At 70.8% G+C, this 12,574-nt stretch carries 13 protein-coding genes; 4 read left to right on the top strand and 9 right to left on the bottom strand.

Translation table 11 applies throughout. The annotated features are described in order from the left end of the window. Nucleotides 1-14 precede the first annotated feature (14 nt). Nucleotides 15-1,217 (top strand): threonine ammonia-lyase, encoded by a 1,203-nt coding sequence (gene ilvA, locus ACLJQE_RS23330; protein ID WP_410641431.1) that lies wholly within the window; start codon nt 15-17, stop codon nt 1,215-1,217. Here the strand turns inward: ilvA and ACLJQE_RS23335 are convergent. The 6 genes from ACLJQE_RS23335 to hppD form a co-directional block, all read right to left on the bottom strand. Further along, entirely contained in the window at nt 1,202-2,059 is an 858-nt protein-coding gene (locus tag ACLJQE_RS23335) for a ferredoxin (protein ID WP_410641432.1), read from the bottom strand. The two genes, ilvA and ACLJQE_RS23335, sit on opposite strands and share 16 nt — an antisense overlap. A gap of 27 nt (nt 2,060-2,086) precedes the next feature. After that, nucleotides 2,087-2,641: a hypothetical protein gene (locus ACLJQE_RS23340; protein ID WP_410641433.1), complete on the bottom strand. Its 555-nt coding sequence runs from the start codon at nt 2,639-2,641 to the stop codon at nt 2,087-2,089. Then, complete coding sequence (locus ACLJQE_RS23345; protein WP_410641434.1) at nt 2,638-6,315, bottom strand: hypothetical protein; 3,678 nt, start codon at nt 6,313-6,315, stop codon at nt 2,638-2,640. Before ACLJQE_RS23345 ends, ACLJQE_RS23340 begins: the two co-directional genes overlap by 4 nt. Then, nucleotides 6,315-6,623, bottom strand: a complete 309-nt coding sequence (locus ACLJQE_RS23350; RefSeq protein ID WP_410641435.1) for a type VII secretion target — start codon at nt 6,621-6,623, stop codon at nt 6,315-6,317. Before ACLJQE_RS23350 ends, ACLJQE_RS23345 begins: the two co-directional genes overlap by 1 nt. 10 nt (nt 6,624-6,633) lie before the next feature. Beyond that, on the bottom strand, nt 6,634-7,194 hold the full coding sequence (locus ACLJQE_RS23355; protein ID WP_410641436.1) for a YbaB/EbfC family nucleoid-associated protein: 561 nt from the start codon (nt 7,192-7,194) through the stop codon (nt 6,634-6,636). A gap of 163 nt (nt 7,195-7,357) precedes the next feature. Then, entirely contained in the window at nt 7,358-8,557 is a 1,200-nt protein-coding gene (hppD, locus tag ACLJQE_RS23360) for a 4-hydroxyphenylpyruvate dioxygenase (RefSeq protein ID WP_410641437.1), read from the bottom strand. 109 nt (nt 8,558-8,666) lie between these two features. Between hppD and ACLJQE_RS23365 the strand changes: the two genes are divergently transcribed. Continuing rightward, nucleotides 8,667-9,140, top strand: coding sequence for an Lrp/AsnC family transcriptional regulator (locus ACLJQE_RS23365; protein WP_410641438.1), 474 nt, complete (start codon nt 8,667-8,669; stop codon nt 9,138-9,140). A gap of 16 nt (nt 9,141-9,156) precedes the next feature. Here ACLJQE_RS23365 and ACLJQE_RS23370 read toward each other — a convergent pair whose 3' ends face one another. The 3 genes from ACLJQE_RS23370 to ACLJQE_RS23380 all read right to left on the bottom strand — a co-directional run bounded on the left by ACLJQE_RS23370 (nt 9,157) and on the right by ACLJQE_RS23380 (nt 11,173). Continuing rightward, a complete protein-coding gene (locus ACLJQE_RS23370; RefSeq protein WP_410641439.1) occupies nt 9,157-9,969 on the bottom strand; it encodes an MBL fold metallo-hydrolase in 813 nt (270 codons plus the stop codon). 49 nt (nt 9,970-10,018) lie between these two features. Continuing rightward, nucleotides 10,019-10,522, bottom strand: a complete 504-nt coding sequence (gene greA, locus ACLJQE_RS23375) for a transcription elongation factor GreA (protein WP_206790023.1) — start codon at nt 10,520-10,522, stop codon at nt 10,019-10,021. Between the two features lie 195 nt (nt 10,523-10,717). Then, a complete protein-coding gene (locus tag ACLJQE_RS23380; RefSeq protein ID WP_410641440.1) occupies nt 10,718-11,173 on the bottom strand; it encodes a DUF4307 domain-containing protein in 456 nt (151 codons plus the stop codon). A gap of 135 nt (nt 11,174-11,308) precedes the next feature. On the opposite strand from ACLJQE_RS23380, the gene mca reads away from it, so the two are divergent. Next, nucleotides 11,309-12,229 (top strand): mycothiol conjugate amidase Mca, encoded by a 921-nt coding sequence (gene mca, locus ACLJQE_RS23385; RefSeq protein WP_410641441.1) that lies wholly within the window; start codon nt 11,309-11,311, stop codon nt 12,227-12,229. Further along, nucleotides 12,226-12,561 carry a hypothetical protein gene (locus ACLJQE_RS23390; protein ID WP_410641442.1) on the top strand — a complete coding sequence of 112 codons (336 nt, stop codon included), beginning with the start codon at nt 12,226-12,228 and terminating at the stop codon, nt 12,559-12,561. The genes mca and ACLJQE_RS23390 overlap by 4 nt, the downstream gene beginning before the upstream one ends. Nucleotides 12,562-12,574: the final 13 nt, after the last annotated feature.

Genomic DNA, 12,574 nt, shown 5'->3' on the forward strand with positions numbered 1-12,574 from the left:
GCATAGTCCGGCCCATGGAACTCGTCACCCTCGAGCGGATCCAGGCCGCCCGGGAACTCCTCAAAGGAGTGACCCGGGTGACGCCGATGGAGCACGCGCGCGACCTGCGCCGGCTCCACGGCGGTCCGGTGTACCTGAAGTGCGAAAACCTGCAGCGGACGGGGTCGTTCAAGATCCGCGGCGCCTACACCCGGATCCACGGCCTGACCGGGGCCGAACGCGAACGGGGCGTCGTCGCGGCCAGTGCCGGCAACCACGCGCAGGGCGTCGCGCTGGCGTCGTCGCTGCTCGGCGCCACGTCCACCGTCTTCATGCCGCTGCGGGCCCCGCTGCCGAAGCTCGCCGCCACCCGCGGCTACGGCGCCGACGTCCACCTGCACGGCGCGCTCCTGGAAGAGACGCTCAGGGCTGCGATCGAGTTCGGCGAGCGGACCGGGGCGGTGTTCATCCACCCCTTCGACCACCCGGACGTCATCGCCGGCCAGGGCACCGTCGGCCTGGAGATCCTCGAGCAGGTGCCGGGCGTGAAGACCATCCTGGTCGCCACCGGCGGCGGCGGGCTGGCCGGCGGGGTGGCGTCGGCGGTGAAGGCGCTGCGCCCGGACGTCCGCGTCGTCGGCGTCCAGGCCGAGGAAGCCGCGGCTTACCCGCCGTCACTGGCCGCGGGCGCGCCGGTGCGGCTGAGCACGACTTCGACCATGGCCGACGGGATCGCCGTCGGCGAACCCGGCCTGGTCAGCTTCGCCCACGTCCAGTCGCTGGTCGACGACGTCGTGACGGTGTCCGAGCAGTTCCTGTCCCGCGCCGTGCTGCTGTGCCTGGAGCGCCGGAAGCTGGTGGTCGAGCCGGCCGGCGCGGCGACGGTCGCCGCGCTGCTGCAGCACCCCGGCGTGTTCGAGCCCCCGGTCGTGGCCATCCTCTCCGGCGGCAACGTCGATCCGGTGCTCCTGCTGCAGATCATCCAGCACGGCATGACCGGCGGCGGCCGCTACCTGCGGCTGCGGCTGCGCGTCCCGGACCGCCCCGGCTCGCTGGTCGGCGTGCTGTCGTGCGTCAGCGAACTGGGCGCGAACGTGCTCGACGTCGAGCATTCACGCATCTCCGGCAGCCTCGACCTCGGCGAGGCCGACGTCGTGCTCGCACTGGAAACCCGCGGCCCGGAGCACTGCAAGGAGGTCGAGGTCGCGCTGACGAACGCGGGCTACACCGTCGTCTGAACCTGTTCGGGGGTTTCCCCGGTGATGGCCGCCAGGGCCAGGTTCTTGGCGGGCTCGGGGACTTCCGACGGCGCGGTGAAGCCGCGGGCCCGGATGTGGGCGACCAGGTCCGGGTCCGGCGGTACCCCGTGCTCGCGCAGGTAGTACGCGACCGCGCCGGGCCAGGCCCAGGCTCCGTCGGTGCGGAAGTTCATCGGCACCGCGTCCGTGCGGTCCGGCGCGAAGACGTCCGGGCCGTTGCTGCGCGAAGCCAGGATGACCGGCGCCGCGTCGAGGTACGCGAGCACCCGCTCGGCCTCCGCCGGGACGAGCGGACGGCGCCGCACCAGCGGCTTGCCCGACGCGTCGACGCCGTCGTGGATCCGGGGCGTGCGCACCTCGCCGCCGGCGGCGGGCGGGGTCAGCCCGGCGCGCTCCCGCAGCCACGCCGGGACGTGCTCGTCCGCGCGCGGGAAGAACCGCAGCTCGTCCTGGAACCCGATCGGCGGCGGCTGCTGCCGGAACGGCGGTTCGAGGTCGGGCCGCACGAAGTCGACGTCGGGCGGCTGCGCCGGCTCGAACACGAAGATCGCGCCCAGCCAGGTGCCGAAGCCGGGCCGGTACATGCCCGATCGCAGCACCCCGAGCAGCCGCACGGCTTCCGGGTGCGGCTGTCCGGGCCGGGGCACGCCGTCCGGCCCGGTCACCAGCAGGTCGGTTTCGACGTGCCGCCCGGCGGCGCGGTACTCCACGCGCAGCTGCCGCCACCCGGGCGGCGCCTGCGCGGTCAGCACCGCCCCGATCTGGCGGACGAGCTCCTGCTGCTGCTGCTCGGGGCGCAGCGGCCCCGGTGGGCGGCTCATGGCGCGGAACTCCGCTTCGTCGCCGCTTCACCGGGGTTCAATGTACTGCGCCCAATCCGGGATTCGACGGCGACCGATTTCCTGCATCACTTCCAGCCGTTCGCGGTAACGCGCGACATCGGGCGTTATGGCGCGGAACCACAAAGAAACGGTTTCCCATTGTTCTTCGGCTCCTTCGCCTTCGGTGACGAGCCAGACCGGCGGGTCGGGGAGGTCGATTTTCGCGCCGTCGACGACGTGGAAGGTGTACGACTGGTGCTCCACCAGCACCAGCGCGCCCTCGGCGTCTTCCAGCGGAACGTTCATCGTCGTCAGGGTGGCCAGGAGGTGGTTCTTGGCCTCCCGCTTTACCGCGCCGACCCCGAGTGAGCTCCCGGCCAGCCACAACCCGTGATCCTGACCGATCAGCCTGAGGACCTCGCGAACGGCGGCCGGGACGGCGCGTGCACCCTGCCCGGCGGCCCAGCCGTCGATTTCCGCGTCGGACGCTCCTCGCACGGAATCCGCGCGCAGGCCGTCCGACACGGCCCCGGCGAAGATTTCCCGGACCCGCTCGGCGGGGCCGGTATTCGGCGCGGTCACCAGATCAGCTCCTCACCCTTGAGGTTGACGACCTCGACGCGGACATTCGGGAACAGTTTCTCGAACTGCATGATGACATCCTGGCACGAGTCGCAGATCTGGTAGTCCACCGGGATGTTGTCGCGTTTCGTGGAAGGCAGGTCGACGACCATCCGCAGGTCGCCGTCCATGCCTTCCCGCGTGATCGGCGTGTGGGTTTCGCCGCGCGCGGCCGCCCGTTCGGCGGCCCGCCGGTTGATCTCGTCGAGCGCGCCGTCCATCCGGTCCTGTGCGCGTGCGATGTCGCCCTTGAGCCCGTTGTCGTAGGTCCGGGCACCGGCCGCTTCTTCACGCCGCATGCGTTCGATCTGCTTCTTGACGATGTCGTCGACCTCTTCGCGGGGAAGCCCGGACCGCTCGGCGAAGTCGCGGCGGACCAGTTCCTCCATGAGCTTGGGCTCGGAGTCGTGCGTCCGCCCGAACTTGTTGTTCGGGTCCGGCTCCCCGAGTTCGGGCCGGTAGGTGCCGGCTTCCTTGGTCTCGAACAGGCGCTCGTGCTTCGGGTAGCTCGGACCCTCGCTCGCGGGTGCCCAGTCGTGGGTCTTCCCGCTGAAGCTGTGGATGTCCTCCACCCCGCCTTCGAGGCTGCGGTACCTCGAGGTGGTCAGGGCGCGGTCCTGCGGCCGCCGCAGGTCGTCCGTCGTCGGGTTGACGTTCCGGCCGTCGTGGTGCCGGACCGACTCGAGCCCTTCTTCGCGCAGGTCCCGGTTCTCCCGGCGGAGATCACGCATGTCCTGGTCGCGTTCCGCCGGGTCGTACGGCCGCTGTCCGCGGTCGATCGCGCTGTCGGCGTCGACGTCGTGCTGGTCGCCGCGGTGGGTGTCGGGCGCGAAGCCGTCGTCGCCCGCCCGGTGCGTCGAACCGTCCGGGTGGTGGGTGTTCCACTCGCCGTCCGGCGGGATGCGGGGGCGCATCCGGCCGTCCGGGCCGATTTCGTAGTCGGACGAGAAGACCCGCCCCTGCGAGTCGGTCCACGCCGGCCTCGTCGGGGCCATGACCTCGGTGTCGAGTTCGCGCGACAGCCGGTGCGCGAAGTCGTTCGAACCGGCGTCGCAGCCGATCAGCCGGATCGGACGTCCGTCGTAGTCGCCGTTGCGGCGCAGGACGTCCGCGAACTCCTCCGGCGTGTAGAGCCGGTCGCCGATGCGGGCGTGGCCATCCGGCGTGACGTGCACGTCGACGGTGTAGCGGCCGTCCGGATCGGGCCGCACGCGGTGCGGCAGATCGCCCATGTCCGGGTCGCCGGCGTGGTACGAGGTGCCCGACGGCGTGCTTTCCGCGTGCCGCGCGTTGACCTCGTCCGGGGTGAGCGGATCGTTGTGGTGCGGGGTGCCGCCGTCCGGGTCGTGGTGCCCGTTCTCGTGGGGTGCGTTTTCGTGTGGGCCGTTTTCGTGCGGGCCGTTCTGGTGCGGGCCGTTTTCGTGTGGGCCGTTCTGATGGGGCCCCTTTTGGTGTGGGCCGTTCTGGTGGGGGCTGCTTTGGTGCGGGCCGTTTTGGTGGGCGCCAGGCCCGGTTTCGTGTGGCCGGGTGCCCGGCGCGTGCCCGCCGGGCCGGGTGTCGGGGGCGTGCGTGCCGGGGCCGGAGCCGCGGGCGGCGGGCGCGTCCGGAGTGCGCGGACGGCCGCTGCCGGGCAGATCCCCGCCGGCGCGGGGCCTGCCGGGGGCGTCGACGTGCGGGCTGTGCGAGCCCGGGGTGCCGGTCCAGCCACCACCACCGGTCCGCGGGGAGCCCCCGCCGAGGCCGGGAGAGCCGGGCCCGCCACCGGGCGGCATGCCACCGCCGCCCATCATCGGCGCGCCACCTTGCGGCGGGACAGCGGAGCCGTCTCCACCCCGAGGCGCCGGGACGGCACCGGGTTCACCGGTCCGCGGAGCGGCGGGAGCGGTCCCGCTGGCGGAAGTGTTCCCCTCAACCCGCGGCGGCGCGGCACTACTCGGCGAATCGCCCCCGGAATGCGAACCGGACGGGCTGCTGTCCCCACCCCGACCCGCCGAGCCCCCACCCTGCGACGGCGTGCTGTCGCCTCCCCGGCCCGGGGACGGGTTGCTGTCGCTCGTCCGCGACGGTGTGTTGTCCGCGGTGTGCGGGGGCGTGCTGTCGCTGCCTCGGGTGGGCGAGGGGCTGGTGTCGCCGGTGTGCGACGGCGTGCTGTCGGCTCCCCGGGTAGATGAGGGGTTGTTGTCGCTTGTGCGCGACGGTGTGTTGTCTCCGGTGTGCGGGGGCGTGCTGTCGCTGCCTCGGGTGGGCGAGGGGCTGGTGTCGCCGGTGTGCGACGGCGTGCCGTCGGCTCCCCGGGTGGGCGACGGGCTGCTGTCGCCGGTGTGCGACGGCGTGCTGTCACTGCCCCGCGTCGGCGAGGGGCTGCTGTCGCTTGCCCGCGACGGTGTGTTGTCCCCGGCGTGCGAGGGCGTGCCGTCGCTGCCTCGCGTCGGCGATGGGCTGCTGTCGCCCGAAGGCGAGCGAGTCGGCGAAGCGCTCGAGTCGCCCGCGCGCGATGGCGAGCCGTCGCCGGTGCGTGCGGGAGAACCGTCCCCGGTGTGGGAAGCCGAGCGCGGGGTACCGTCCCCGTCCGGCGAACCGTCGCCGGTGCGTGGTGGCGGACTCTCCCCGTCGGGCGATCCGGATCCGTCCCGGCTCGAACTCCGGCGGGAGCCCGGGTCCGTGTTCACCGGATCGGAACTCGGCGAATCCCCATCCGCGCGGCTGGAATCCCCGTGGGGACCGTCGCCGTCGGCCGAACCGCCGCCGTGAGCCCGGGGGCCGGCCCCGCCCTCCTTCGGGATCTTCCGGACGAAGCCGCCTTCCTTGACCTTCAGCCCGTCCAGCCCGCTGACCTTGCCCAGTACCTTCCCGAAGACCTTCGCGATCTTCTCGAACAGGTCCACCAGCTTCGACAGCAGCGGCGACACTTTCCGGATCGTGTCGGTCAGCTTCTTGAGCAGCTCACCGATCTTCTTGCCCCACTTGGCAATGGCCACCGAAGCCTGCGCCACCACCACCGGGGTGCCGAAGCCGAGGCTGAAGACCGTCTCCATCACCCACGCGATCAGCTTGCCGACCAGGTCGGCGATCAGCTGCCGCACCATCTCCCGCACGAACGAGACGACCTGGCCCATGATCATCGTCACCGTGCCGATCGCGCCCGCCACCGTCGCCGCGCCCGACAGTGCGTCGCTGTGTTCGGCCGCGAACTTCCGGTACGCGTCCGCACCCGCGCCGGTCCAGCCCGTCGTCCCGTTCTTGACCGCGTTGTCGAAGTCGGTCTTGCGCTCGCCGAGCGCCTTCGAGACGTTGCCCCAGGTGTCCGCATAGGACTGGATCACCGGCGGGTTGCCCGCGACGGAGTCCAGCATGTCCTTCAACGGCTGCACGTGCTCCATCAGGAACGACGCCACCGACGACATCAGGTACCCGAACGGGTCGATGGCCGCCCCGGCGACCTCCCCGGCCAGCGAGAGCATGCCCAGCCCGCCGGAAACCCAGTCGCCGTCCTTGATCCCGTTGAACGCGTCCATCGACGACTCGGCGATGCCGATGCCGCCGGCCCAGCCGTAGTCGCCGTTGCCCGCCGTGAACGCGCCCGGCCCGTCCGGGTCCTGCTTGGCGTCCGCGACGAGCGGGTTGCCTTCCGGCATCACGCACCGCCCGCGGATTTGCCCAGATCGTCGGCGACGCCGGTTTCGTACCGGCGGTAGGCCGCCGCGGCCTCGCGCACCTTGCCGGAGACGGCGGTCGTCGCCTGCACGGCGTCCTTGAGCGCCTCGATCCCGTACCGCTCGACCGGGTCGAGCAGCATCCGGAACGGCTGGCAGAGGATGCCGTACGCGTCGGTCGGCATGCTCACCTGGTTCGCCGCGTCGACGGCCTGCTGCAGCCCGTCACCGATGGCGTCGAGCTGCTTCGCGTGCGCCGTGAGATCGGTGCTGAGTTCCACATCCGCCATCGGATCCCCCTCAGGAAAGAATCGGTCCGCCGAAGTCGTCTTCATCGTCGTTGCCGGCCGCTCGGCGTCGACGCGGCGGCTGCGGCGGTGGCGAAGCCGGTGGCGGCGGGGTCCGCGGCGCCGCGGGTGGCGGCTCCTCGGTGTCCTCCGGCAGGAACCGGCGGACGCGGTCGGGTTCCGGGAACGCCGGCTCGGCCTCGGGTGGCGGCGCCGGGAAGGTGCTCTGCGCCTCGCGGACGATCTCGGCCGCGGCCTGGTCGCCGGTGCCGGTGGTCTCGGACATGGCCTGCTGCAGCAGTTCCGGGATCCGCGCCTGCGCCCGCTGCACCAGCTGCATCACCTGCGCCGACACCTCGGCCATCCGCTTGCCGGCCGCGGTTTCCGCGATGACCAGGTTCTTCAGCAACCCGCGTGAATCGATCGTCACCTGGACGGTGCCGTCCTTCGACCGCTCGGTGACCGTCTGGCCCTGCATGCGATCGGCCAGCGCCTGGTACCGGGCGGCGTTCTCCTCGAGCCGCTTGGTCCAGTTGTCGATCATCGCGTCGCTGGCGTCGATGCTGTCCGGCATCACGGCCCCTTCTCTCTGCGTCTCCACACTGACGGATCCCGGGTCCGGCCGGTTCCCGAAACACGCAGAAAGCCACCATAGGGGACCCGGGAGTCCCTTACGGTGGCCTTCTGAGGGTTATCTGTCAGAGGTTGCCTCGGCTGCGCCTGATGGCGCCTCGGCGTCAAAGATTGCCTCGGCGCTCCTGTTCACGCTCGATCGCCTCGAACAGCGCCTTGAAGTTGCCCTTGCCGAAGCCCAGCGAGCCGTGGCGCTCGATCAACTCGTAGAACACGGTCGGGCGGTCCCCGATCGGCTTGGTGAAGATCTGCAGCAGGTAGCCGTCCTCGTCGCGGTCGACCAGGATGCGGTGTTCCTTGAGCACCTCGATCGGCACGCGGACGTTGCCGATCCGGACGCGCAGCTCGGGGTCGTCGTAGTAGGAGTCCGGTGTGTCGAGGAACTCGACGCCGGCGGCGCGCATCGCCGTCACCGTGGCGATGATGTCGTTGGTGGCCAGCGCGATGTGCTGGCAGCCGGCGCCGCCGTAGAACTCGAGGTACTCGTCGATCTGCGACTTCTTCTTCGCCACCGCGGGCTCGTTCAGCGGGAACTTGACCCGGTGGTTGCCGTTCGAGACGACCTTGCTCATCAGCGCCGAGTACTCGGTCGCGATGTCGTCGCCGACGAACTCCGCCATGTTCACGAAGCCCATGACGCGGTGGTACCAGTCGACCCAGTAGTCCATCTTGCCGAGCTCGACGTTGCCGACGCAGTGGTCGACGGCCTGGAAAAGCCGCTTCGGCGCGCCCGCGGGTCGCTTGATCGTGCTCTCGCGCGGCTCGTAGCCGGGCAGGTAGACGCCGTTGTAGCGCGACCGGTCGACCAGCGAATGGCGGGTCTCGCCGTAGGTCGCGATCGCGGCGACGCGCACGGTGCCGTGTTCGTCGGAAACGTCGTGCGGCTCTTCGAGGACGGTCGCGCCCTGCGCGCGGGCGTGCTCGATGCACTTGTCGACGTCGGTGGTCTCCAGCGCCAGGTCGATGACGCCGTCGCCGTGCTTGCGGTGGTGGTCGAGCAGCGGCGAGTCCGGCTTCACCCCGCCGGTGATGACGAACCGGGCCGAGCCGGACTTCAGCACGTAGGACTTGCGCTCGTAGTTCCCGGTCTCCGGACCGGAGTACGCGACGAGCTGCATCCCGAACGCGATCTGGTAGTACCAGGCGGTCTGGGTGGCGTTGCCGGCGATGAACACCACCGCGTCCATGGCCTTGACCGGGAACGGGTCGGTCGAGGCGTCGTGGTCGACGAGCCCGACCAGCTGACGCAGCTGGTCGTAGCTGACGTCGTCGAGGGCACCCTGGGGGTCGGCAGTCTGGGTCATACCCCGAAGGATCAGCCCTGCGAGGCAAAATGAGCAATGGTCTCAGTTTTCAGTGGGCAATCTGCCTGGTGATCGCCCGAGTCTGATCGTCATCATGGACAATCTGTGCATGCCGGAGAACCTGGATGCGCTGGATGCGCGACTGCTGCTGTTGCTCACCGACTCGCCGCGCCTGGGCGTGCTGGAGTGCGCCCGCCGCCTCGGGGTGGCGCGCGGAACGGTCCAGGCCCGCCTCGACCGCCTCACCGAGCGCGGCATCCTCGGGGGCTTCCCCCCGGAGCTCGACCTGGCGGCGATGGGCTACGGCCTGACGGCGTTCGCTGTGCTGGAGATCGCGCAGGGCCGCCGGGCGGAGGTCGCGAAGGCCCTGGCGGCCATCGACGAGGTCTGCGAGGTCCACGCGACGACCGGCCAGGGCGACCTGTTCGTCCGCATGGTGGCCCGGGGCAACGACGACCTGCAGCGGGTGATCGACGAGGTGGTCGGCGTCCCGGACGTGCTGCGGACCTCGACGTCGATCGCGCTGTCGACTCCGGTGCGCCCGCGGGTCCGCCCCTTGCTGGAGCGGACCGCGCGGACCTGACCAAGCGGAGCTCGTGTTAGGCCTCGTCGGCCACCTGGGCCAGGTAGCGCTTCGCGGAGCGCTGGACGACCTCGAAGCCGTCGGTGCGGACGATCGCGTCCCACCAGGCGCCGTAGATCGCCTCGAAGCGGTAACCCGCCAGCAGTTCCGCGGCCCGGCGGACGACCTGCGGGCGCTCCGGGATCAGGTTCGGGTAGCTGTACATGAAGCCGACGTGGGTGCGGTCGCCGATCACCTGCACGATGTCGCCGGACAGCAGCGCGCCGCGGCCGTCCTCGCCGCCCGGCCAGTGCAGCACCGTGCCGCCGTCGAAGTGCACGCCCAGATTGATCAGCCGCAGGTCCGGAGCGACGTCGAGGGTGGTGCCGGACCACAGCTTCACCGCCGGGTCGGGGCGGCCGATCCACCGCTGGTCCGCTTCGTGGACGTAAACCGGCACGTCGAAGGCCCGCGCCCACTCCACCATCGTCGTGTAGTAGTGCGGGTGGCTGATCGCGATGCCGGTGATCCCGCCCAGCTCGCGGATCCGCGCCACCAGCGCGTCGTCCAGGTACGCCGCGCAGTCCCAGAGGAAGTTCCCCGAGCCGGCCCGCACCAGCAGCGCGCGCTGGCCGATCGCGAACCCGGGGTTCGAGCCGACGCCGATGATGCCGGGGCCCTGTTCCTCGATCCTCGCGGTGTACGTGCCACTCGAGCGCAGCGTGGCCAGGTTCGTCCACTGCTGCCCGGACTGCGGGACGTACTGGCGTTCGTCCTCGCAGATCGGGCAGTCGTCGCGGGCCGTGGCGTACTGCATGCCACACGCCTGGCACATCGGTTCGGTGCTCACAGCCGTGTCCTCCCAGAATGTGGATCCTGGGAGGACACGCTAGCGGTGCCTATTTGGCGTCGGTGTACGGAACCGCCTTGACGAGCGTCACCTTCTGCACCTTGCCGTTGGGCAGCTCGTACTCGCGGGACTCGCCCTCCTTGGCGCCGAGCAGGGCCTTGCCCAGCGGCGACTCCGGGGAGTACACGTCGAGTTCGCCCTCGGCGCCCTCCTCGCGGGTGGCGAGCAGGAACTTCTCGTCCTCGTCGTCGCCCTCGTACCGGACGGTGAGCACCTTGCCGGGGCCGGCGGTGCCGTCGTTCGCGGGCGCTTCACCGACCTTGGCCGAGCGCAGCAGCTCCTGCAGGTGCCGGATGCGCGCTTCGGCCTGGCCCTGCTCCTCGCGAGCCGCGTGGTAACCGCCGTTTTCCTTGAGGTCACCTTCTTCACGGCTGTCGTTGATGCGCGCGGCGATGACCGGCCGATTCTCGATCATTTCGTCGAGCTCGTGCTTGAGCCGGTCGTAGGCATCCTGGGTGAGCCAGGTCACCTTGGTGTCGCTCACGGTCACCATCTCCTCGTCGGGCCTGCCAGGCTTGCGTGTTCAAGCCGGCCCACGCGGGCGCAGTTGCCCGCGTGGCTGAGATAAAGGAAAAACACGGCCCGTCGCGGACCGTGCTGAGGGGTCAGAGTATCACGGCGCGAGAGGTCGACGCCCGTTATTTCCCCGCACCCTGGGCGTTGAGCGCGCGGTTCACCCCGTTGGCCGCTATGGGGTTGACAGGTAGCGTGGTATGTCGTACGAGCAGCCGAACACGTCGGCGGTCACCGGTTCCCCGATGCTCTTGATCGTCGTGGTCATCCTGCTGTACTTCACGCCGGCGGGGATCAGGAGCTCTTTGCGGCCGCTCTCGGCGCCGGTCTTGTCGCGGACGCGGACGACGCACACGCCCGGCCGGTTGTTGTCGTCCCGGGTGACGTTGATGGTGATTTCCATCGCGTTGCCCGGTTTCGCGCTGAACGCGATGCGCTCGGCGTCGATCGGCGCCGAGCCGAGGTTGACGTACGCGACCCAGGCGATCAGGCCGCTGACCAGCAGGGCGATGGCCAGGAAGAGCCAGCGGCGCCAGCGCCGGGACGTCTTCGCGCGCCCGGTGCCGTACCGGCCCTCGGGCAGCGCGGCCGCGCTGCTGCCGACGGCCGTTTCCGCCGGTCCGCCTGCCAACCCGGGCCTCCTGCTCGTTCTTGTCGTACCCGTGGGGACAATGGTGACGCGGGTACGAGTTCGAGTATCCGCCCGCTGGGTGGGCGGCCCGCACGTGGGTCGCGGAATAAGGGTAGAAGGGGAGTCGTTCGGAGCATGGTGGACGCCGACGAGCTGAGGAACACCGCCAACCCGCGCCTGCGCATGATGGCCGTGCACGCGCACCCGGACGACGAGTCGAGCAAGGGTGCGGCCACGATGGCGCGCTACGCCGCCGAGGGGCACGAGGTGCTGGTCGTCACGTGCACCGGGGGCGAGGCCGGCAGCATCCTGAACCCGGCCATGGACCGGCCCGAGGTGCTGGCCAACATGACCGAGATCCGCCGGGAGGAGATGGCCCGCGCGGCCAAGATCCTCGGCGTGAGCCAGCGCTGGCTGGGCTTCGTCGACTCCGGCCTGCCGGAGGGCGACCCGCTGCCGCCGGTGCCGGAGGGCTCGTTCGCCGTCGTGCCGCTGGAGGAGGCCACCGAGGCGCTGGTGCGCGTGATCCGGGAGTTCCGCCCGCACGTGATCACGACCTACGACGAAAACGGCGGCTACCCGCACCCCGACCACATCCGCACCCACGAGGTGTCGATGGCGGCGTGGGACGCGGCGCCGGACCCGGATCGCTTCCCCGACGCCGGCGAGCCGTGGCAGCCGCTGAAGCTGTACTACATGCACGGCTTCTCTCGCGCCCGGATGGTGCTGTTCGACGAGGCGCTGAAGAAGGCCGGGCTCGAGTCGCCGTACACCGAGTGGCTGGCGAACTGGGACCCGAACCGCGGCGATGTGATGGAGCGGGTGACGACCCGCGTCGAGTGCAGTGAATACTTCGAGGTGCGGGACGAGGCGCTCAAGGCGCACGCCACGCAGATCGACCCGACCAGCCGCTGGTTCGCCGTGCCGCGGGAGATGCAGCGCGAGGTCTGGCCGACCGAGGAGTACGAGCTGGTGAAGTCGCTGGTCGACAGCACGTTGCCGGAGGACGACCTGTTCGCCGGCATCGCCGGCGCCGAGGAGAAGGTGAACACATGAGTCTGACGCTGCCGGCCGGCGTGGCGCTTCCGGTGACCGCGTCGGCCCTGGTGCTGACGCAGCAGCCGGGCAACGGCGACAACGGCGGGCAGGGGGAGGACTTCGGCAAGTCCTCCCCGGTCGGCTTCCTGGTGCTGATCCTCTTCCTCATCGCGGTGGCCTTCCTGGTCCGTTCGATGACCAAGCACCTCAAGCGCGTCCCGGCCAGCTTCGACGACCCCCCGGCCGAGGACCCGGCCTCCTCCGTCGAGCCGCCGTCCGAGGCCCCGGCTTCGGCCGAGCCGGAGAAGAAGCAGCCGAACGGCGCCTCCTCCTCGGCCAAGTCCGACTAGCCGGCCCCAAGCG

Source organism: Amycolatopsis sp. lyj-346 (assembly GCF_046548975.1).
Lineage (GTDB): Bacteria > Actinomycetota > Actinomycetes > Mycobacteriales > Pseudonocardiaceae > Amycolatopsis.

Bases quoted from the DNA above. Each gene is read 5' to 3' on its own strand.
- ilvA (WP_410641431.1), top strand. From the start codon at position 15: ATGGAACTCGTCACCCTCGAGCGGATCCAGGCCGCCCGGGAACTCCTC.
- ACLJQE_RS23335 (WP_410641432.1), bottom strand. From the start codon at position 2,059: ATGAGCCGCCCACCGGGGCCGCTGCGCCCCGAGCAGCAGCAGCAGGAG.
- ACLJQE_RS23345 (WP_410641434.1), bottom strand. From the start codon at position 6,315: ATGCCGGAAGGCAACCCGCTCGTCGCGGACGCCAAGCAGGACCCGGAC.
- ACLJQE_RS23350 (WP_410641435.1), bottom strand. From the start codon at position 6,623: ATGGCGGATGTGGAACTCAGCACCGATCTCACGGCGCACGCGAAGCAG.
- ACLJQE_RS23355 (WP_410641436.1), bottom strand. From the start codon at position 7,194: ATGCCGGACAGCATCGACGCCAGCGACGCGATGATCGACAACTGGACC.
- hppD (WP_410641437.1), bottom strand. From the start codon at position 8,557: ATGACCCAGACTGCCGACCCCCAGGGTGCCCTCGACGACGTCAGCTAC.
- ACLJQE_RS23365 (WP_410641438.1), top strand. From the start codon at position 8,667: ATGCCGGAGAACCTGGATGCGCTGGATGCGCGACTGCTGCTGTTGCTC.
- greA (WP_206790023.1), bottom strand. From the start codon at position 10,522: ATGGTGACCGTGAGCGACACCAAGGTGACCTGGCTCACCCAGGATGCC.
- mca (WP_410641441.1), top strand. From the start codon at position 11,309: ATGGTGGACGCCGACGAGCTGAGGAACACCGCCAACCCGCGCCTGCGC.
- ACLJQE_RS23390 (WP_410641442.1), top strand. From the start codon at position 12,226: ATGAGTCTGACGCTGCCGGCCGGCGTGGCGCTTCCGGTGACCGCGTCG.